The organism is Amycolatopsis sp. ATCC 39116 (genome assembly GCF_000231075.2).
GTDB classification, from domain to species: Bacteria; Actinomycetota; Actinomycetes; order Mycobacteriales; family Pseudonocardiaceae; genus Amycolatopsis_E; species Amycolatopsis_E tucumanensis.
Genome location: NZ_AFWY03000086.1, coordinates 1 through 18673, shown reverse-complemented (window position 1 = coordinate 18673; position 18673 = coordinate 1). Strand labels below are relative to the sequence as shown.

The following is an 18673-nucleotide window of genomic DNA, read 5'->3' as shown; positions in this document are numbered from 1 at the left end:
CCGAGGCCCTTGAGCGCCGCCGCGCCGGCACCGCCCGCGCCGCCGAGGCCCTTGGCCCCGGTGCTGGTGCCGCCGCCGAGCGGGGTGCCCGCCGGGCCACTGACAGAGTCGAGCCCGGCCAGCGGGTTGCCGCTCACAGTGGGCCCGCCGAGACGGCTGGCGATGCTGTCGCCGTTGATACCGCCGGAGTAGCCGATGGTCGGCATGCGCGCCGACGAGCTGCCGGACGTGCCGGTGTCGACCGCCGAGGCGGCCACCGTCGAGTCCGGGATGTCGAGGTCGGGCACGGACGCGTGGTTCTCCAGCGTGCCGCCGCTGTAGTTCCCGGGGGTCCCGGTCGGGTAGTCCGGAGTGGACAGATGTGGCACGGCGCCGGTTCCGCTGCCGTAGCCGGACGCACCGCTGTAGGTGTTCAGCGCGGGCGCGCCGACCCCGGTGCCTGCGCCCGAGGTGTCCAGGCCGGGCACGGCGGTCCCGGGGACGGAGGTCCCGGTCGGCAGCGACGGGGGGTTCAGGTTCGCCGCGGCCACCGCCGCGGTCACGTCCCCGGTGCCCGCGCCGGCGGCCGCGGGAGCGCCCGCGGTGGGAGCCGAGCGCAGGCTCGCGGCCTGCGCGGCACCGGCTTCGGTGGCCGGGATCCGCGCCGAAGCCGGCCCGGTCGCGCCGGTGCGCAGCGACGCGATCTGCGCGTTCGGCCCGCCCAGCTTGGGCGGCGCGACGAACGCCGGGGTGATGGTGGCGCCGGCGACGGTGTCGTCGTACTGGGTCATGATCCGCGCGGCCTGCTGGCGTGCGGCCTCCGACTGCTGCAGCGCCTGCTGGTCGAGCTGCGCTTGCTGCGCGTACACGACCGGGTCGGTGATCGTCTGCAGGTGCGCGTTGGCGGCCTGCACGTCGAAGTTCACCGGCGGGTTGGCCGCCATCTGCTTCTGCGTCTCGTTCAGCGCCTGCGAGTGGATCTCCTGCTGGCGGCCGGTGAGCGTGGCGCCCTTGGCGGTGTTGCCGAGCCACAGGCCGACGTCGGCGAGGTGCTTGCGGGCCGCGTCGCCGCCCTCCCCCTGCCAGTCGGCGAGGCTGTCGTTGATGGCGTCGGCCAGGTTCTGCTGGTGCTCGGTGAGTTCCTTGCCCAGCCGCACCCACTCCTCGGAGGTGACGGCGACCGCGGCGGAGTCGGCGTTGGTGGTGATGGCGTCGAGCATCTGCTGGTGGGTCGCGTTGTCCCACAGCGAGCTGGGCGCCGGGCCGTGGTCGCGGATCTCGACCCCGTCGTCGACGCTGTCGCGGACGGCGACGATGCGCTGCTCGTAGCGCCGCTGGATGGTCTCGTCGCGCAGCAGCGGGGTGACGACGTCCCCCAGCCAGCCCTTCGCGATCTCCTCGTCGACCTGCTTGGTGACCTCCTCGCGGATCTCGTCACCCGAGGTGTGGTCGTGGCCGATGGGACCGATGTAGTACGGCGAGCTCGGGTCCGCGGTGACGTCCTGCACCCCGCCGCCGACGTCGGACAGCTCCACGATCTTCTCCCCTTCGAGGTTGCTCGGTCAGGCCTGCTCGGCGCGGTATCGCCGCAACGTGGTCCCGGTGTCGCCATCCTGGGACCGGTAGTTCTTCTGGGCGAGCTTGATCGCCTCGATGTAGGTGGGCAGTTCGGCCTTGGCCTGCGTGAGCTGGGTGAGCAGGCCGCGCTCGTCGCTCGCGGTCTTCACCATCACGTCCGACACCCACTTCGCGGTGGTGGTGTCGCTCATCGGCGGCGCCTGCCCGAACGCCTGCAGCGCCGACCAGCGCGACTCGAGCGCGTCGACGATGCCCTGCAGCGCCTGGATCATCTTGTCGCCGGTCCGCTCGTCGACGGCGAACCCGCCCTCGGTGGCCAGCCGCTTCAACGCGACCGCCTGCACCATCCGGACCGCCTTCTCCGCCTTCGGCGCTTCCTCGCTCATCCCCGGTTCCTCCCCGATCTCAGTAGACGGCAGCGATCATGTCGCGGACGGCTTCGGCGACCGCCGGGAACCCCGCGGGCGTGTAGGTCGCGGTGATCGTCCCGGTCGCGTCGGTCCGGGTGCTCACCAGGTACCGCCCGTCCTCGGTGTCCAGCCACGTGACCGGGGTGGCCGAGCGGCGTTCGCCGTGGCGTCCGCGGCCGTGCGCGGTGAAGTAGCCGCCGCCGCGCCGCGGGGCCGCGAAGACCTCTTCGAGCCGGTCCTCTTCGGACACCGCGCGGGCGCGCGCGGGCCGCCGCGACCGCACGACCGTGGTGACCTGGAGGCTGCCGAAGGCCTCGGTCTCCTCCTCGTCGAACTCCTCCTCGGCCTGGCGCAGCGCGGCCAGCGCCGAGCGCGGGCGCTCGTCCTCGCGGCGCGACACCGACAGCGGGGTGCCCGGCGCGGGGTCGGCCGGGGTGAGCGAGCCGGCCACGCGGGGCACCAGGTCCTCGTCCGGGAACAGGGAGAACCACAGCCTGTCCTCGCCGGGGGCCTGCCGGATCACGAGCGCCTGCGCGCCGTCGGTGGCGGCGTGCACGGCGAGGTCACCGGCGCGGGAGTCGGTCCCGCTCGCGGTGACCGTGACGCGGTGGTCGCCGAGCAGCTCGAACGCGGTGCGCACGCCCGGGTCGAGCCGGCCGCGGGTGGACAGGCCGCGGTCCTCGAGGTCGGCGTGCACCCGGAGCGCGAGTCTGGCGAAGCGGAGCGGGTCCACGGTGGTGTGGCTGATGCGCAGGGGGAACACGCGGACGTCGACGCCCAGCGCCCGCCCGACGACGACGGCCTCCACGCTGCCGAGCGTGAAGTCGAACCGAGACACCATCGACGCTTGTGTCACCTTTCGGATTCCGGCCTCGGACGCGGGGCCGTGAGGCGTGGACGGCCAGTGTGGCTTGTTCGTTGATCAGTGTCGGCGCCGGGGCGCCCGCTGTCGAGCGACCCACCGGCACACGGTGGAGATCACAACGCACCGGAGGGGTGACGGAACGCCGTTTTCCTCCGGCGTTGCCCGAAAGAGCCGCGAATCAGGGGCACGCGGGCACGCGGCGGGCGCTCATTTGAGCACGGGTGTCATGGGGTGAGCGACGCGCGTCCGGGATGTGGATGCTGTCGACGCAGCGGTCCCGGATCAGCTCGTGGAAACAATGCACCGGCAGCACCGCGCCGGGCAACAACGGCCGGTGCTCGACGGTCGCGCAATGCACTTGCCCATCGGGCCGGCCGCGTTCGTCGTGACGATACGGCCGAAAAGGTACATATCGTCCGTCCGGCAGCAGCATCGCGAACACGTCGCCCGCGCGCAGCGACGGCGCCGGCTTGCGGAAGTTGAGCCGCGGCTCGGTCGCTCCGGTGATCGTCCCGCCCCGCCCTCTTCCCAGAACGCTTGCCCGCCTCACAGACTAGGCAAACCCGGCACACAGCACGAGACCCGACGATGGTGCCCATGCGAGACAACCAGCCCGCCTACCAGGGCCGCCCCCTCCCCCGCCCGCACGACGAAGTCGTCGACCAGGGACTCGGCTTCGACATCGGCACGCTGCTGGACCGCCGCCGGGCGTTGCGGTTCCTCGGCATCGGCGCGGCCGGTGTCGCGCTCACCGCGTGCGGCGCCGGGTCGACCGGCTCCACGACGACCACCACCTCGGCCACGACGGGCGAAATCCCGGACGAAACGGCGGGCCCCTACCCCGGCGACGGCTCCAACGGGCCGGACGTGCTGGCGCAGAGCGGCATCGTGCGCAGCGACATCCGCTCCAGCTTCGGCGAGTTCACCGGCACCGCCGAGGGCGTGCCGATGACGCTGGAGCTGACCGTGTCCGACCTGGCCAACGGCGGCGCCGCGTTCGCCGGCGTCGCGGTGTACGTGTGGCACTGCACCCGCGAGGGCGGCTACTCGATGTACTCCGACGGCGTCGAGGACCAGAACTTCCTGCGTGGCGTGCAGATCGCCGATGCCGACGGACGCGTGCGGTTCACCAGCGTCTTCCCGGCCTGCTACGACGGCCGGTGGCCGCACATCCACTTCGAGGTCTACCCCGATCAGGCGAGCATCGCCGACTCGTCGAACGCGATCGCCACCTCGCAGGTCGCGCTGCCGCAGGACGTGTGCCAGACCGTCTACCAGCAGTCCGGTTACGAGGACTCCGTCGCGAACCTGCGGAAGGTGAGCCTGTCCACCGACAACGTCTTCGGTGACGACGGCGGCGCCTCCCAGCTGGCGACCGTCACCGGGGACGTCACCGGCGGCTACACCGTGAGCCTCGCGGTGCGCGTGGACACCCGGACCGCCCCGTCCGCCGGCTCCGGTCCGGGTGGGACACCGCCGTCGCGCTAGCCGGTAACGAAGATCCTCCTGCCCACGACAAGCCGTGCGCACCGATCAGGAGGATCTTCGTGACCAGTCAGCCGCCCGGCTACCCCTACCCGCAGTGGCCGCAGCCGCCGCGGCGCAACATCGGCGCCATCGTCGCCCTCGCGATCGCCGGTGCGCTCGTCGTCGCCGGGGTGTCCGTCGGCGTCACGCTCGCCGTCACGGCAGACGACGGCAGCATCAAAGCCGCGCCCGCCACCAGCTCCCGGCCCCGGCCCACGACCTCGAAGTCGCCGACGCCGGTGATCCCGGTCAACCCCCGGCGAAACGTCGAGGTGAAGATCGGCGAGACCATCGGCTTCGGCAGCCACGCCGGCCGGCCGGAGGTCGCCTTCACGCTCACCAAGGTCACCGTGGGCGGCCGCTGCATGGAGCCGTACGCGCAGAAGCCGGAGAACGGGCGGTTCATCTTCCTGGACATGACGGTGACGACGTCGTCGTCGATGAGCGGCGACTTCGCGCCGAGCCTGCTGAACCCGAACAACTTCTCGATCATCGGCCCGGACGGCGTCACCGAAACCGGCGGCAGCCTCAGCAGCGCACCGGCGATCGGCTGCCTGTCGCGCAGCAAGCTGTTCCCGCTCGCGCTCTCGCCGGGCCAGAACTACGTCGGCACGGTGGTCCTGGATTCCCGCAACACCACCGGAAGCCTCGTGCTGGCCCCGTACGGGCTGGACGGTTTCAACGGCTGGGAGTGGAACCTCGGCGAACACGCCTGACCGTCCACAGTGGCCCTACAGCACGCGGGTGACCAGCGCGTCGAACTCGCGGAGCGGCAGGGGGCGTTGAGCTCCAGCAATTTCTCCGGCATCCAGCCGATGGCGTAGCGGGTCTCCGCAGGGCGGTCGCGCCGTTCGGGATCGACGTCGTGGTCGTCCAGCCCGGCATCATCAGGACCTGTTTCGAGGACGGGACGGCCGCGCAGCTGACGAGCTGGACCAGCCGCGCCGGTTTGAGCAGGTTGACCGCCAACTGGTCCCGCGCCAAGGCGAGCGGCACGTCCTCCACCGCCGGCGGCGGCGCGTTCGAGGTCCTCGCCCTCGCAGGCGTCCATCGGCAGCGCGTGGTCTCCGGCTTCCCGCAACGCCGCCATCCGCGCCACGATCCCGGTCGACATCCCCGTCACCAGACACACCTCTACCGCTCAGTCGCCCAGATCACCGGTAACTCCGCCAGCCCGCGCACCAGACTTCCCGTCCGCAACACGACATCCGCGGCCGGCACCGCGAGCCGTAGCGACGGGAACCTCGTCGCCAGCGCCGGCAACGCGACCTGCAGCTCCACCCTGGCGAGCTGCTGGCCGAGGCACTGGTGCACGCCGTGGCCGAACGCGACGTGCCCGGCGGACGGCCGGAGCAGGTCGAGCACGTCCGGATCGGGGAAGCGCGCGGGGTCGCGGTTGGCCTCGGGCAGGCACACGGTGACGCACTCGCCCGCGGCGATCCGCTCGCCGTCCAGCTCGATGTCCGCCAGCGCCGCGCGCACCGTGAACGGGATGACGCTGTGGTAGCGCAGCAGCTCCTCGACCGCCCGCCCCGGCTCGGCGCGCAGGACCTCCGCCGCGCCGGGGTGGGTGAGCAGCGTGAACGCGCCCAGCGCGAGCATGTTCGCCGTGGTGTCCAGGCCCGCGCCGAGCAGCACGAAGCCGATGTTGACCAGTTCCTCGTCGGTGAGGTCGGCCGCGGTGAGGCCGCTCAGCAGGTCGTCGGCAGGCGCGTCCCGCTTGGCCGCCACCAGGTCGCGCACGAACTCGTGCACCGCCGAGTACGCCGCTGCGGCCTGCTCCGGCGTCCGGTCCAGGCGGAACAGGTCCAGCGCGTGCCCTTGGAACCGCGCGCGGTCCGCGTAGGGCACCCCGAGCAGCTCGCAGATGACCTGCGCGGGGATCGGCCGCGCCCAGGCACGCACCAGGTCCACCGGCCCGCTCGCCCCGGCGATGGCGTCGAGGTGCTCGTCGACGATCTCGCGCACGCGCCCCGTCAGCTGCCGCATGCGCCGGACCGTGAACTGGCCGGCGAGCAGGCGGCGGTAGCGCGTGTGCTCCGGCGGATCCATCGAGTTGAACATCCCGGGACGCGCCGGCACCCCGTTGCCGGGCGCGCCGGGGACCGGCATGTGCCGCAGGTCCGACCGGGCGCTGAACCGCGGGTCGGCCAGCACCGCGCGGACGGTCTGGTAGCTCGTCGCCACCCAGCCGAGGTGCCCGTCCGGGTAGGTCAATCGCTTCAGCATTCCGCGAACGCTAGGAACACCGGCGAACGCGGAGCAACCGGCAAACAAGGAACTCCCAGGTCGGTGATCTAGCATCGGTGCAATGAGCGTGGAACCGAATGCACCGGCCCGTACCCGGCTGACGTTCGGCGAACGCCGGCGCATCGCCGCCGGGCTGGCGATGGGGCTCAGCTACGCGGAGATCGGCCGCAGGCTGGGACGGCCCAAGTCGACGGTCATCCGCGAGGTCGCCCGCAACGGCGGCGCCCACGGCTACCGCGCCGACCGCGCCCAGCAGGCCACCGCCTGGCGTGCCCACCGCCGCAGGCCGGTCCCGGCGCCCGAACCACCCGCGGCGAGCGGGGGCGATCCGCGGCGGTTCGAGCAGGACTTCGCCGCGGTGATGGTCCAGACCGGGGTGCCGCCGATGATGGCGAAGGTCCTCGTCCGCCTGTTCACTTGCGACACCGGAAGCCTCACCGCGGCCGAGCTCACCGCCGGGCTGCGAGTCAGCCCCGCCTCGGTGTCCAAGGCGGTCCGCTGGCTCGAGGAGCGCGGCCTGGCGCGGCGCGAACGCGACGGCCGCCGCCAGCGGTACGTCATCGACGAGCACGTCTGGTACCAGGCGTGGCTGGTCAGCGTCCGGTCGATGACGCTGTGGGCGGACTGCGCGCGGCAGGGCGCGCACGTGTTCGGCGACTCCCCCGCCGGCGCCCGGCTGCGGGACACCGGCCGGTTCTTCGAGCACCTGCGCCGCGACATGGCACAGGCGGCCGAGCACTGGCGAAACCTTCCGTATGACGGGTACGCGACCTAAGGTGTGATCATCGCAAAGGAGCGGTGATGACCAAGCCCGTGAAGGGCGACGAGGTCAGCGACATCGTCGCCGAGCACGACGAAGAACGGCCAGCGCGGCGGTTGTCGCGGGGGCCCGACCTGCTGGTGTACCTGGCCGCGCTCGCGGTCGCCCTGCTCGTGCTGAAGCAGGTCTTCTTCCCCTACAGCAAGGGCAACCAGTTCTACCTGGTGATCTTCCTCGGCTGCACCCTGCCGCTGGTGTTCCTCTGCTACCGGCCGCTGGCGCGGTCGCGGCGCTCCCCGGACAACCCGTGGCTGCTGGACTGGGCGCTGTCCGTGGTGGCGCTGGTCGTGGGCCTGTACCCGGTGCTGTCCGGCTACGACGACTTCCTCGACCGGCAGGGCCAGCTGTCCACGCTCGACATCGTCGCGGGCGCGCTGCTGCTCCTGCTCATCCTGGAGGCCACCCGGCGCACCACCGGCTGGGTGCTGCCGGTCGTCTGCCTGCTGTTCCTCGCCTACGCCTACTACGGCGGCTACCTGCCGCCGGACTGGGGCATCGCGCACGCCGGCGTGGACTTCAGCCAGATCATCAACGCCCTCTACAACGACGCGAGCGGCTTCTTCGGCACCCCGCTGGACGTGGCCGCCAGCTACATCGTGCTGTTCACGATCTACGGCGCGGTGCTGGAGGCCTCCGGCGCGGGACGGTTCTTCGTCGACATCTCCTTCGCCGCGTTCCGCCGGTCCCGCACGGCGCCGGGCCGCACGACGGTGCTGTCCGGGTTCCTGCTGGGCACGGTGTCCGGCTCGGGCACCGCGACCGCGGTCAGCCTCGGCTCGATCACCTGGCCGATCCTCAAGCGCGCCGGGTACCCGAAGGAGCACGCGGGCGGCCTGCTCGCCGCGTCGGGCATCGGGGCGATCCTGTCGCCGCCGACGCTGGGCGCGGCCGCGTTCATCATCGCCGAGTACCTGCAGACCTCCTACCTGACCGTGCTGATCTGGGCGTCGGTGCCGACGTTGCTCTACTACCTGGGCATCGTGTTCGCGATGGAGGCCGACGCGCGCCGCTTCCACGCCAAGCCGGTGGACGTCGAGCGCGGCGACCCGTGGCGGCTGCTGCTGCGCGGCGGCTACCACTTCCTGTCGCTGGCGATCATCGTGGTGTTCCTGGCGCTGGACATCCCGCCGTTCGCGGCCGTGGTGTACGCGACCGGGGTGGCGGCGCTGTTCGCGTTGATCGCCCGGCGGCGGGACCTGCGCGGCTGGGCGGTGGACATGGTGGGCGCGCTGTCCCGGGGCGTGCGGGGCGCGCTGCCGGTGATCGCGGTGTGCGCCGCGGCCGGGGTGATCACGTCCACGATCACCAAGACCGGGCTGGGCCTGGAACTCGCCGACGCGCTGGTCGACGTGGCGCGGGCGGTCACCGACAACGCGACGGTCGTGCTGGTGCTGACGGTGCTGCTGTCCGCGGTCGCGGTGGGGGTGCTCGGGCTGGCGGTGCCGGTGACGGCGTCGTTCATCATCGCCTGGGTGGTGATCGCGCCGGCGCTGGAGACGCTGGGCGTGGCGCCGGCCGAGCGCGCGATGTTCATCTTCTACTACGCGGTGCTGTCGGAGGTGACGCCGCCGACGGCGCTGGCGGCGGTCGCGGCGGCGGCGATCACCGGTGGCCGGGTCATGAAGACCATGTGGCAGTGCTGGAAGTACACGCTGCCTGCGTTCCTGGTGCCGATCGCGTTCGTGCTCACCGACAACGGGGCGGCGCTGCTGCTCCAGTCCGGGGCGGTGACGGTGGTGTGGGTGCTGGCGGTGTCCGCGCTCGCCGTCGCCGCGCTCGGCGTGGTGACCGGCGGGTGGCTGTTCGGGCCGGTCCACCCGGTGGTCCGCGTGCTCTTCGTGCCCGCCGCGGTGTGCCTGCTCTACCTGGAGCCGGGGCCGATCGTGGCGGGCCTGGCCTTCGGCGTGGCCGCGACGGCCGCGCACCTCGTGATCAGAAGGAGGCGGCATGAAACGACTGCTGACGGTGCTGGTGGCGGCGGCCCTGATCGCGACGGGCTGCGGCGGGAAGCAACCGAACCAGCCGGCGGCGGGCGGGAGCCAGGGGTGTGAGGCCGGCAGCGGCAGGCTCACCATCGCCACCGGCAACAGCGGCGGCGTGTACTACGTGCTCGGCGGCGGGCTCGCGCAGCTGATCAGCAACAACACCGGGCTGAAGGCGACCGCGGCGGAGACCGGCGCGTCGGTGCAGAACATCCAGCAGCTGGTCGACGGCACCTACGACATCGCGTTCTCGCTGGCCGACACCGCGGCGGACGCGGTGCAGGGCAAGGGGAGTTTCGACGGCAAGCCGCAGAAGGTGCAGGCGCTGACGCGGATCTACCCGAACTCGACGCAGGTGCTCGTGCGCACCGACTCGGGGATCAACAGCATCGCCGACATGCGCGGCAAGCGGATCTCCACGGGTTCGCCGAAGTCCGGCACCGAGGTGATCGCGAACCGGCTGCTGCAGGCGGCGGGGCTCAACCCGGACACCGACGTGCAGGCGCAGCGGCTGGACCTGGCGAAGACCGCGGACGGCATCAAGTCCGGCACGATCGACGGGCTGGTGTGGTCCGGTGGCCTGCCGACGGCGCAGATCACCGACATCACGACGACGATGAAGGGGCAGGTGAAGTTCATCGACATCACCCCGCAGCTGGCGGCGCTCAAGCAGATCAACCCGGTGTACGACACGGGCACGATCCCCGCGGCGACGTACGGGCAGCCCGCGGACGTGCCGACGATCGTGGTGCCGAACCTGCTGCTGGTGCGGGAGGACTTCCCGGCGAGCGACGCGTGCGCGATCACCAAGCTGATCTTCGACAAGAAGGCCGAGCTGGAGAGCGTGCACCCGGCGGCGAAGGAGATCACCCGGGAGAACGCCACACGCACCCAGCCGGTGCCGATGCACCCCGGATCGCAGCAGGCACTGGCGACTCCGTGAGCGGCGGTGGTGGGACCGGCTCGCGCCGGTGATCTTCGGGAAGGGTGGCCTCCCGGAGGAGGCCGGGTCGCGCCGGTGACCTCCGGGAGGGGCAGTGGATTCCGGAGGATGCCGGGCCGCGCCGGTGACCTCCGGGACGCGCCGGTGACTTCCGGGGCGCGGTGGCTTCCGGAGGAAGCCCGGGCGGATGCCTGCGCGCGAGCAAAGCCGGAACCGCTCCGGTGACCAACCGCCGGAGCGGGCACGCCGGTGGCTCCCACACGAGCCCGGTCACCACTCGCCGGAACCGCGCCGCCTCCCCGGAACGAGGCTGCCCGCCGCCGGAAACAGCCAGCCTCCCCCGGAGCAGGCCGCTACCTGCTCGGGCCGGCCACCTCGCCGCGACCCCGGCCGCCCAACCGCCCGGAGCTGACCGCCACCCGCCGAAAACAGCCGGCCCCCCACGCCAGGCCACCACCCGCTCACAACCGGCCACCTCGCCGCAACCCCGGCCACCCAACCGCCCGGAGCTGGCCACCCGCGGAAACAGCCCGCCTCCCCCAAGCCACGCCACCACCCGCTCACGACCAGCCACCTCGCCGCAACCCCGGCCACCCAACCGCCCGGAGCTGGCCACCCGCGGAAACAGCCCGCCTCCCCCAAACCAAGCCGCCACCCGCTCGCGACCGGCCACCTCCCGGGCCGTGACCCGGCCCGGGAGGCGCCGTTACCCGCGACCTCCGCCCCCGCATTACCTCCCGCGTAATCGACGCCCCGCGCCGCAGGCCACAGGATGGGGTCATCAGCCTCCGGAAAGGACGGACCCCATGACCGCCTACGTCATCGCACACCTGATGCCCGCCGAGCCGCACCCCGACGTCGCCGAGTACCTGGAGCGCATCCAGTCGACCCTGGATCCCTTCGGCGGCCGGTTCCTCGTCCACGGCGCGCCCGTCGAGGTTCGCGAGGGCGACTGGCCCGGCCACCTGGTGATGATCGGCTTCCCCACCGCCGCCGACGCCCGCACCTGGTACGACTCCCCCGCCTACCAGGAGATCGTGCCGTTGCGCGCGGACCACATCCCGGGCAGCGTCGTGATCGTCGACGGCGTCGACGCCGGCCACGACTCCGCGGCGATGGGCGAGGCGATGCGCGCCGCGATGGCCTAGAGCCGCAGGTGGTCCCGCAGCCGGCGGGCGACCCGCGCCATCACGGCCTCCGCGCCGGGCTGCTGCGCCGCCGCCACGCGCGACTCGGTCAGCGCCGCCACCGCGAAGGCCTGCCCGTCGGCGTGCTCGACCACCCCGATCTCGTGCCGCAGCGTCAGCACCGTGCCGGTCTTGGACGACCACACCGACGCGTCGGAGACGAAGTCCGGCGCGAGCCGGTGCCGGACCACGTTGTGCCGCATCAGTTCCCGCACCCGGGCGGCGACCTCGGCGGGGATCGCCGACGGCGTCCACAGCGCCTGCAGCAGGTCCGCGAACGCCCGCGCCGAACCGGAACTCGCGCGGGTCACGTCGAGTTGCGGGATGCGGTGCCCGCGCCCGGCGGTGCCCGCGTCCACGGCCAGCGCGTACGCCAGGTGCACCTCGCCGCGCTCGAAGCGTTCCGCGGGTGTGTCGGCCAGCTCCTGCACCGGGTGCCGGACGGTGATGCCCTCGATGCCGAACCCCTTCAGGATCCGGGCGACCTCGGGCGGCGGGGTGAGGCCGAACAACGCGTCGGCCGCGACGCCGTCGCTGATCGCCGTGCTGAGGTAGAGCAGGTCGTCGACGGCGACGCGCGCCGGGTGGCGGAACCGGCTCAGCCCGGTCGGGCCGGGAGTGGTGATGCGGCCGGGTTCGATGTCCAGCTGGGTGGCGCCGTCGAGTTCGCCGAGCCGGATCCGTTCCAGCGTGGCGACCGCGAGCGGCACCTTGACCAGCGACGCGGACGGCCACTGCGCGTCCGGCTCGATCGCGATCTCCTCGCCGCTGCGCAGGTCCCGCACCAGGAACGAGCCGCGCAGGCCGGCGTCGTCGAGCTGGTCCCGCAGCTCGCGCAGCAGCGCTTCGGTGTTCACGTCTCCCCCAGGCATCGGCCGATCGACCGCGACAGCGGCCGCAGGCGCTCGCTGTCGTCACTGTACGTCGTGGCCAGCGCGTAGCCGCGGACCAGGCGGACCTCGCCGAGCGGCCGCCAGTGCAGGTCCAGCTCGGCGGCCTGCGCCTCCGAACAGAGCAGGAGGTCGGCGGTGCCGAGCACGTCGGCGACCGCGGTGACCAGCGACTCCGCGGTGACGACCTGCGAGGGCCGCAGCCCGAGGGCGTCACGCAGGTGGGTGAGCCGGTCGCGGATGTGCGGCACGTCGTCCTCGGGTTGCAGCCACACGCGCCGCGCCGGGCCGTCGTCGCCGCGGCCGACGCGCAGGGTTTCCAGGTAGACCGTGTGCGCGGCCGGCGGCACCGCTGCGGCCACACCGAGCGGCACCCGCCAGCGGGCTTCGTCCTCGGGGACCGCGGTGAGGGCGGCGCGGACCTCCTGGGTGCGGACGAGGCCGGCGCGTTCGGCGGGCGGCGCGGGGCGGAAGTCGAGGACGAGGTCGTGGTCGCGGGCTTCGGCGTCGAGGTGGGCGAGCTCGCGGGCGGAGCACCAGTCCGGCACGGCGAGCCGCAACGGGCGGCGGCGCGCGCGGCGGGCGTCGTGTTCGAAGGCGTCGGCGAGGCGGACCAGCCGTTCGGCCGCGGGGAGCACGTCGCGGCCGAACGGCGTCAGCACCGCGCGCCGGGTCGAGCGGTCGAAGAGCCGGTCGCCGAGGTGCTGTTCGAGCGCGGCGATGCGGCGGCTGGCGACCGGCTGGGGGATGCCGGCCGCGGCCGCGCCGAGGGTGAAGCTGCCGCGCTCGCTGACGCTGACGAAGGCCCGGCAGGCGCCGACGAGATCCACGCCGCGCATCTTATGCCGGATCCGCATGGAAACTGTCTTTTTCGTCTTCGACGGCATCGAGTGGGCACGGGAGGCTGGGGCCATGCTTGTTCGAACTCTTCGCGCCGTGGTGGTCCTGCTCGTGTTCGGGCTGGTCGGGGCGTGTGCCGCGGAACCGCCCCCGCCGCCGCCCGCCGCTTCGACCGTCGCGCCGGCGCCGCAGGTGGACTTCGCCGATCTGGAAGCGCGGTTCGACGCGCGGCTCGGGGTGTACGCGATCGACACCGGGACCGGGCGGGAGATCGCGCACCGGGCCGACGAGCGGTTCAACTACGCGTCGGCGATCAAGTCGCTGCTGGCGGGCGCCGTGCTGCGGCGGAACGTCGACCTGGACAAAGTGGTGACCTACACCGACGCGGAGATCCAGCCGAACTCGCCGATCACGAAGGACCGGCGGAGCGTGACGGTGCGCGAGGCGGCCGAGGCGGCGCTGCTGCAGAGCGACAACACGGCGGCGAACCTGCTGTTCGCGGAGGTGGGCGGCCCGGCAGGGCTGGCGGCCGTGCTGCGCGAGATCGGCGACACGACGACCCACCCGGACCGGCTCGAGGTCGAGCTGAACTCGGCCATTCCCGGCGACGTCCGGGACACGAGCACTCCGCGGGCGATGGCGGGCAGCCTGCGAGCGTTCCTCCTGGGCGAGGCGTTGCCTGCCGGCAAGCGGGATCTGCTGGCCGGGACCATGCGCCGCAACAAGTCCGGGACGGAGCTCATCCGCGCCGGCGTGCCGTCCGAGTGGCCGGTGGCGGACAAGACGGGCACCGGCGACTACGGCACCCGCAACGACATCGGGGTGATCTGGCCGCCGAACCGTGCGCCGATCGTGCTGGCGCTGATGTCGAGCCGAGCGACCGCCGACGCTTCGTACGACAACAAGCTGCTCGCCGAGGCGACCTCGCGGGTGGTCGAAGCGCTGCGGTAGGTGGGGTTGCTCTGCGGCTTGATCGGGGTTGGGCCAATCGTGTGCGCGCGATTGCCCAGCCCATCAAGTCGGTGCTCCGGTTGGCGGCCCGCTCGTGCCCACGGCAGGAACAGCGGTGACCGCGCGAGAGGTCCAGCCATCCGGCAAAAGCTCAGCCCAGCAACTCCTCCACCAGCCGCCGCGCGTAGCTGGGCGACAGGCCGTCCGGGCGGAACAGGATCCGGTACATCATCGGCGCCACCACGTGGTCCAGCACCGTCTCCACCTGCGGCGCCGCCTCGCCGCGCTGGGCCGCTCGCGCCACGATCACCTCGATCTGTTCCGCCGCGTACGCCGAGCACCGGCCGGCGTTGGTGTCGTCCCCGAGCAGCGCGTCCCGGATGTAGGCGCGCCCGGGCTGCGCGGACATCTCCTCCAGGAACTGCTCCGCCCACGCCGCCAGGTCAGTCCCCAGCGAGCCGTGGTCCTCGGGCGGCGACTCGGGCCGGAGGCGTTCCACCGCGACGTCCGACAGCAGCTCGTGCAGGTCGCCCCAGCGGCGGTAGATCGTCGACGGCGTCACGCCGGCCCGCGCGGCGATCAGCGGCACCGTCAGCGCCTCCCGCCCGGCCTCGGCCTCCAGGGCACGAACCGCGGCGTGCACGGACTCCTGCACCCGCGCGCTGCGGCCGCCGGGGCGCACCATCGGCTTGCGGCTCACACCCCCAGCTTAACGCAACGATTGTGCGTCAAGCGTGGCCCGCGCCCAGGCCCGGACCCGCTCCTCGAACCCCGCCGCCGGAAACGTCCCGTCCTGGGCGACGTCGGCGATCGTGACCTCGAACGGCCCCGCGCCACCCGGCGGCGCATCGAACTCCGGCAGCGCACCACGGGCACGGTGCGAGTTGGCCCGGCGGACCGCCGCGGTGAGACCGGCCACCGCGGGGCGGCCACCGTCCACGAAGGCGCGGACGATCGCCCAGTTCCGCCCCCGGTCCCGCTCCGGCAGCCGGCTCGGGTGCTGCAGCAGGAAACACCCCACGGTCACCCCGTGCAACGGCCCCCACGGCTCCTGCCGCGAGTGGTCCAGCGCCAGCACCACTTGGAACAACTCATCGCAGGGACCGGCCCCACCGCACTCCGCACACGTCACGCGTCCGACGCTAGCGTCTCCACCGGCTGGAGGGTCAACGCTCGAACGCCCGGCCCAGCCCCAGCACCACGCCGTCACCCCCGGCGCGGCCGATGAGCTGCATCCCGATCGGCAGCCCCGCCCGGTCCTCCCCCACAGGCACGGTCAGCGACGGCAGCCCGGTGATGTTGGCCGGCGCCGACAACCGCACGTAGGCATCCGAGACGCTCTCCATCGTCCCGTCGGGCCAGGTCACGCTCTCCTGCCCCACCGGCACCGCGGTGACCGGCACGGCCGGGGCGGCGATCACGTCGACCGTCTCCATCAGACGCGACCACTCACGCCGCATGAGCGTCCGTGCCCGTTGGGCCCGCAGGTAGTCCACAGCGGACATCCGGCGCCCGGCTTCGAGCAGCACCCGCACGTCCGCGGCGTAGAGCTCGGACACCGCGTGCACAGTCGGGTCGTGGTAAGCGCTTGCTTCCGGGACCATCAGTCCCCATTGGACTCCCTGAACGTACCGCGTCATGGGGATTTCGACATCCACCAGCCGCGCGCCGAGCGCCTCCAGCCGGCTGATTCCCGCCCGCACCGCCAATTCGACCTCGGGGTCGACGTGGTCGAAGTAGTAGTTCCCCGGCACGCCGACCCGCAGCCCGGACGGCTCTACGGTGGACACTCCACACAGGACTTCCATCACCAGCGCGGCGTCCTCGGCGGTGCGCGTGATCGGCCCGACGTGGTCCAGCGACCAGGCCAACGGCACCACCCCCTCCCGCGGCACCAGGTCGTAGCTCGGCTTGAAACCGGCGACCCCGTTCAGTGCCGCGGGCACCCGGATCGAGCCGCCGGTGTCGGTGCCCAGCGAGAAGGTCGCCATCCCGGCCGCGACCGCCACCGCGGACCCGCCGCTCGACCCGCCTGCGATCCGCCCGCCGTCGCGGGCGTTGACCGTCTGCGGCGTGATCAGCCCGTAGGCGAACTCGTGCGTGTGGGTCTTGCCGACCAGGACCGCGCCGGCCCCCGCCAGCCGGGCCGCGACCGCGCTGTCCGACTCGGCTCGGTGCCCGGCCCGCACGCGGGAACTCGCGGTGGTCGGCAGCCCGGCGACGTCGATCAGGTCCTTGAGCCCCATCGGGATTCCGTGCAGCGGCCCGCGCACGCCGCCGGTCGCGATCTCGCGCTCGGCCTCGCGGGCGGCGTCCCGGGCACGGTCGGCGGTGACGGCGACGTACGCGCCGAGACGGGCGTCGGCCTCCTCGATGCGGGTCAGCACGTCGTCGACCAGTTCGACCGGGGACAGTTCACGGCTCCGCACGGCCGCCGCCGCGGCGGCCAGGGTCAGGTCAGCGGGCCGCATCGGACTCTCCCGCCCGGTAGACCGCCGCCGGCGCGGTCTCGCCGAGGTCGAGTTCGCGCAGGACGCCGACCACGGTGTCGATGTGGTCGGCGGTGGCCACCACCTCGGGCCGGTCTTCGGATGACATGGTCCTCCTCCTAAAGCTAACCGTTTGCATTAAGATTAACGCAAACACATTGCGTTTAGGAGGTTGCCATGTGGTTCGTGGGTGACATCACCGTGCAGCGGGTCGACGAGGTGCTGCTGCCGCCCGAGACCGGTCCCTGGCTGTTGCCAGGTGCGACGCCGGACGTCGTGAACCGGCACGACTGGCTGCGGCCCGACTTCGCCGACGGCGACGTGCTGCGCCTGGCCAGCCACAGCTTCGCGGTCACGGCCGACGGTCTGCGGATCCTGGTCGACACCGGCATCGGCGACGGCAAGCAGCGTGCCAACCCGGCGTGGCACGACCTGCGCACCGGCTACCTGGACCGGCTCACGGCGGCGGGGTTCGCGCCGGAGTCGGTGGACCTGGTGGTGCTCACGCACCTGCACACCGACCACGTCGGCTGGAACACGCGGCTGGTGGACGGCGAGTGGGTGCCGACCTTCCCGCGGGCCCGCTACCTGACCTCACGCGCCGAACGGGACTTCTGGTCGGGCTACGACATGGACGAGCCGCGGCGGCAGATGTTCCGCGACTCGGTCGAGCCGGTGGCGGACGCGGGGCTGCTCGACCTGGTCGACGTGCCCGACGGCGGCGTCGAGGTCGCGCCCGGGGTGCGGCTGGTCCCCACGCCCGGCCACACCCCCGGGCACGTCGCCGTGCGGTTGACCAGCGGGAACAGCAGCGCGCTGATCACCGGTGACTGCGTGCACCACCCGGTCCAGCTGGCGCACCCGGGGATCACCAGTTGTGTCGACATCGATCCGGCGCTCGCCGAGTCGACGCGCCGGTCGCTGCTGGCGTCGCTGGCCGACAGCGGAACCCTGCTGCTGGGCACCCACTTCCCGCCGCCGACCGGTGGCCGCGTCGTCACCGCGAACGGGGGGCTGAAAATTCTGCCGGCGTGATGTCGAGTCCGGTCGTCGCCGTTCGTCCTCGGGTCAACCGAGGAAAGGAGTCGGCGATGGAACTGATGGAGCAGTACCGGCGGGCGCAGGACGGGCTGGACGCGGTGCTGGCGGCGGTGCCGGACGACCGGTGGGACGTGCCGTCGATGTGCGCGGAGTGGACCGTGCGGGACGTGGCCGGGCATCTGATCTGGGGCCAGTGGCAGATGCGGGCGTGGGCGGTGGGCGAGCCGGACCCGGACCGGTCGGGCGCGCCGGGATCGCCGCGGCCGGGCACGTGGACCGGCGACGACCCGGTGGAGACGTGGCGCAAGGCGCGGGCGGCGTCGGTGCCCGCGCTGACCGGGGAGGCGCTGGCGCGGACCACGTCGATCACCGGCATCGGCGAGGTGCCGCTGGCCGCGGTGGTGCCGCTGATGATCACCGACACGGTGGTGCACAGCTGGGACATCGGGCACGCACTGGGCATGGACGTCCGGGCCGACGCGGACCTGGTGGCGCTGGCCGCGGACTGGGCGAGGCAACACGTCGTGCGGCGGCCGGGTTTCTTCGGCCCGGAGGTGACGCCGCCGCCGGACGCCGACGAGCAGACGCGGATGCTGGCGTTCGTGGGGCGCCGCGCGTGAGGGAAGCCTGACAGCGGACGCGGCTGGGCGGGTCGGCGCCGCTTCGGCGCGCGGCCGCGGGCCGGGCGGTGGTCCGGCCCGCCGAGGCCTCGGACCACCCACGCGGCGGCGCGCTGGGGTGGTGGGTGGTCCGGCCTGCGGAGGGTTTGGCGCATCCGGCCACCGGCCGCCATTTCGGTGCGGGGCCGCGCGCCGGATCAATGGGCAACGCGCTGGGGCGGCGGGCGGCCGGCCCGCGGCAGCGCGCTGAATCCGGTGGGTAGCGCCGAATCGGCGGTGGTCCGCAGCAGCGCGCCGGATC

At 72.9% G+C, this 18673-nt stretch carries 20 protein-coding genes; 9 read left to right on the top strand and 11 right to left on the bottom strand.

Features of this window, described 5'->3' with window-relative positions:
* The 4 genes from AMY39116_RS44350 to AMY39116_RS46480 form a co-directional block, all read right to left on the bottom strand.
* Window positions 1–1514 (bottom strand): hypothetical protein (locus AMY39116_RS44350; RefSeq protein ID WP_020423287.1); only part of this gene is annotated, 1514 nt, incomplete at its 3' end.
* 27 nt (window positions 1515–1541) lie between these two features.
* A complete protein-coding gene (locus AMY39116_RS0340430; RefSeq protein ID WP_020423286.1) occupies window positions 1542–1943 on the bottom strand; it encodes a hypothetical protein in 402 nt (133 codons plus the stop codon).
* A gap of 19 nt (window positions 1944–1962) precedes the next feature.
* Window positions 1963–2808, bottom strand: coding sequence for an ESX secretion-associated protein EspG (locus tag AMY39116_RS0340425; RefSeq protein WP_020423285.1), 846 nt, complete (start codon window positions 2806–2808; stop codon window positions 1963–1965).
* A 202-nt stretch (window positions 2809–3010) separates the two neighbouring features.
* Entirely contained in the window at window positions 3011–3265 is a 255-nt protein-coding gene (locus AMY39116_RS46480) for a hypothetical protein (RefSeq protein WP_157358858.1), read from the bottom strand.
* Between the two features lie 164 nt (window positions 3266–3429).
* On the opposite strand from AMY39116_RS46480, the gene AMY39116_RS0340420 reads away from it, so the two are divergent.
* Window positions 3430–4320 carry an intradiol ring-cleavage dioxygenase gene (locus AMY39116_RS0340420; protein ID WP_020423284.1) on the top strand — a complete coding sequence of 297 codons (891 nt, stop codon included), beginning with the start codon at window positions 3430–3432 and terminating at the stop codon, window positions 4318–4320.
* 59 nt (window positions 4321–4379) lie between these two features.
* Window positions 4380–5075: a hypothetical protein gene (locus AMY39116_RS0340415; protein ID WP_027936660.1), complete on the top strand. Its 696-nt coding sequence runs from the start codon at window positions 4380–4382 to the stop codon at window positions 5073–5075.
* Between the two features lie 418 nt (window positions 5076–5493).
* Here the strand turns inward: AMY39116_RS0340415 and AMY39116_RS0340405 are convergent, their stop codons facing one another.
* Complete coding sequence (locus tag AMY39116_RS0340405; RefSeq protein ID WP_235716325.1) at window positions 5494–6588, bottom strand: cytochrome P450; 1095 nt, start codon at window positions 6586–6588, stop codon at window positions 5494–5496.
* Between the two features lie 82 nt (window positions 6589–6670).
* Here AMY39116_RS0340405 and AMY39116_RS0340400 point away from each other — a divergent pair, with 82 nt between their 5' ends.
* The 4 genes from AMY39116_RS0340400 to AMY39116_RS0340385 all read left to right on the top strand — a co-directional run bounded on the left by AMY39116_RS0340400 (window position 6671) and on the right by AMY39116_RS0340385 (window position 11502).
* A complete protein-coding gene (locus tag AMY39116_RS0340400; protein ID WP_020423281.1) occupies window positions 6671–7384 on the top strand; it encodes a GbsR/MarR family transcriptional regulator in 714 nt (237 codons plus the stop codon).
* Between the two features lie 26 nt (window positions 7385–7410).
* Complete coding sequence (locus AMY39116_RS44345) at window positions 7411–9480, top strand: TRAP transporter fused permease subunit (RefSeq protein WP_020423280.1); 2070 nt, start codon at window positions 7411–7413, stop codon at window positions 9478–9480.
* A complete protein-coding gene (locus AMY39116_RS0340390) occupies window positions 9377–10354 on the top strand; it encodes a TAXI family TRAP transporter solute-binding subunit (protein WP_027936658.1) in 978 nt (325 codons plus the stop codon). The genes AMY39116_RS44345 and AMY39116_RS0340390 overlap by 104 nt, the downstream gene beginning before the upstream one ends.
* 806 nt (window positions 10355–11160) lie before the next feature.
* A complete protein-coding gene (locus AMY39116_RS0340385; RefSeq protein ID WP_020423278.1) occupies window positions 11161–11502 on the top strand; it encodes a DUF1330 domain-containing protein in 342 nt (113 codons plus the stop codon).
* Here AMY39116_RS0340385 and AMY39116_RS0340380 read toward each other — a convergent pair.
* Together AMY39116_RS0340380 and AMY39116_RS0340375 are read right to left on the bottom strand one after the other, a co-directional pair.
* Entirely contained in the window at window positions 11499–12398 is a 900-nt protein-coding gene (locus AMY39116_RS0340380) for a serine hydrolase (protein ID WP_020423277.1), read from the bottom strand. The genes AMY39116_RS0340385 and AMY39116_RS0340380 overlap by 4 nt on opposite strands.
* Entirely contained in the window at window positions 12395–13270 is an 876-nt protein-coding gene (locus tag AMY39116_RS0340375) for a LysR family transcriptional regulator (protein ID WP_020423276.1), read from the bottom strand. The genes AMY39116_RS0340380 and AMY39116_RS0340375 overlap by 4 nt, the downstream gene beginning before the upstream one ends.
* A gap of 73 nt (window positions 13271–13343) precedes the next feature.
* On the opposite strand from AMY39116_RS0340375, the gene bla reads away from it, so the two are divergent.
* On the top strand, window positions 13344–14222 hold the full coding sequence (bla, locus tag AMY39116_RS0340370) for a class A beta-lactamase (RefSeq protein ID WP_039792117.1): 879 nt from the start codon (window positions 13344–13346) through the stop codon (window positions 14220–14222).
* 151 nt (window positions 14223–14373) lie between these two features.
* On the opposite strand, the gene AMY39116_RS0340365 is transcribed toward bla, so the two are convergent.
* From AMY39116_RS0340365 to AMY39116_RS46945, 4 genes are read right to left on the bottom strand one after another with little or no spacing between them, the layout of a single operon-like run.
* Window positions 14374–14922, bottom strand: coding sequence for a TetR/AcrR family transcriptional regulator (locus AMY39116_RS0340365; protein WP_020423274.1), 549 nt, complete (start codon window positions 14920–14922; stop codon window positions 14374–14376).
* A 9-nt stretch (window positions 14923–14931) separates the two neighbouring features.
* Window positions 14932–15354, bottom strand: a complete 423-nt coding sequence (locus AMY39116_RS0340360) for a DUF5946 family protein (protein ID WP_027936656.1) — start codon at window positions 15352–15354, stop codon at window positions 14932–14934.
* A 34-nt stretch (window positions 15355–15388) separates the two neighbouring features.
* The gene (locus AMY39116_RS0340355) at window positions 15389–16693 is read right to left on the bottom strand and encodes an amidase (protein ID WP_020423272.1); all 1305 of its coding nucleotides are present in this window, start codon (window positions 16691–16693) and stop codon (window positions 15389–15391) included.
* Window positions 16680–16820, bottom strand: a complete 141-nt coding sequence (locus AMY39116_RS46945; RefSeq protein ID WP_020423271.1) for a hypothetical protein — start codon at window positions 16818–16820, stop codon at window positions 16680–16682. Before AMY39116_RS46945 ends, AMY39116_RS0340355 begins: the two co-directional genes overlap by 14 nt.
* A 68-nt stretch (window positions 16821–16888) precedes the next feature.
* On the opposite strand from AMY39116_RS46945, the gene AMY39116_RS0340345 reads away from it, so the two are divergent.
* Both AMY39116_RS0340345 and AMY39116_RS0340340 read left to right on the top strand, forming a co-directional pair.
* Entirely contained in the window at window positions 16889–17746 is an 858-nt protein-coding gene (locus AMY39116_RS0340345) for an MBL fold metallo-hydrolase (protein ID WP_020423270.1), read from the top strand.
* Between the two features lie 56 nt (window positions 17747–17802).
* Window positions 17803–18372, top strand: a complete 570-nt coding sequence (locus AMY39116_RS0340340) for a TIGR03086 family metal-binding protein (protein ID WP_020423269.1) — start codon at window positions 17803–17805, stop codon at window positions 18370–18372.
* Window positions 18373–18673: the final 301 nt, after the last annotated feature.

What these genes read in the sequence shown, in the direction of transcription:
- bla (WP_039792117.1), top strand. Translation starts at nt 13,344, where the DNA reads ATGCTTGTTCGAACTCTTCGCGCCGTGGTGGTCCTGCTCGTGTTCGGG.
- AMY39116_RS0340385 (WP_020423278.1), top strand. Translation starts at nt 11,161, where the DNA reads ATGACCGCCTACGTCATCGCACACCTGATGCCCGCCGAGCCGCACCCC.
- AMY39116_RS0340375 (WP_020423276.1), bottom strand. Translation starts at nt 13,270, where the DNA reads ATGCGCGGCGTGGATCTCGTCGGCGCCTGCCGGGCCTTCGTCAGCGTC.
- AMY39116_RS44345 (WP_020423280.1), top strand. Translation starts at nt 7,411, where the DNA reads ATGACCAAGCCCGTGAAGGGCGACGAGGTCAGCGACATCGTCGCCGAG.
- AMY39116_RS0340340 (WP_020423269.1), top strand. Translation starts at nt 17,803, where the DNA reads ATGGAACTGATGGAGCAGTACCGGCGGGCGCAGGACGGGCTGGACGCG.
- AMY39116_RS46945 (WP_020423271.1), bottom strand. Translation starts at nt 16,820, where the DNA reads ATGTCATCCGAAGACCGGCCCGAGGTGGTGGCCACCGCCGACCACATC.
- AMY39116_RS0340355 (WP_020423272.1), bottom strand. Translation starts at nt 16,693, where the DNA reads ATGCGGCCCGCTGACCTGACCCTGGCCGCCGCGGCGGCGGCCGTGCGG.
- AMY39116_RS0340405 (WP_235716325.1), bottom strand. Translation starts at nt 6,588, where the DNA reads ATGCTGAAGCGATTGACCTACCCGGACGGGCACCTCGGCTGGGTGGCG.
- AMY39116_RS0340400 (WP_020423281.1), top strand. Translation starts at nt 6,671, where the DNA reads ATGAGCGTGGAACCGAATGCACCGGCCCGTACCCGGCTGACGTTCGGC.
- AMY39116_RS0340390 (WP_027936658.1), top strand. Translation starts at nt 9,377, where the DNA reads ATGAAACGACTGCTGACGGTGCTGGTGGCGGCGGCCCTGATCGCGACG.
- AMY39116_RS0340430 (WP_020423286.1), bottom strand. Translation starts at nt 1,943, where the DNA reads ATGAGCGAGGAAGCGCCGAAGGCGGAGAAGGCGGTCCGGATGGTGCAG.
- AMY39116_RS46480 (WP_157358858.1), bottom strand. Translation starts at nt 3,265, where the DNA reads ATGCTGCTGCCGGACGGACGATATGTACCTTTTCGGCCGTATCGTCAC.
- AMY39116_RS0340345 (WP_020423270.1), top strand. Translation starts at nt 16,889, where the DNA reads ATGTGGTTCGTGGGTGACATCACCGTGCAGCGGGTCGACGAGGTGCTG.
- AMY39116_RS0340420 (WP_020423284.1), top strand. Translation starts at nt 3,430, where the DNA reads ATGCGAGACAACCAGCCCGCCTACCAGGGCCGCCCCCTCCCCCGCCCG.
- AMY39116_RS0340425 (WP_020423285.1), bottom strand. Translation starts at nt 2,808, where the DNA reads ATGGTGTCTCGGTTCGACTTCACGCTCGGCAGCGTGGAGGCCGTCGTC.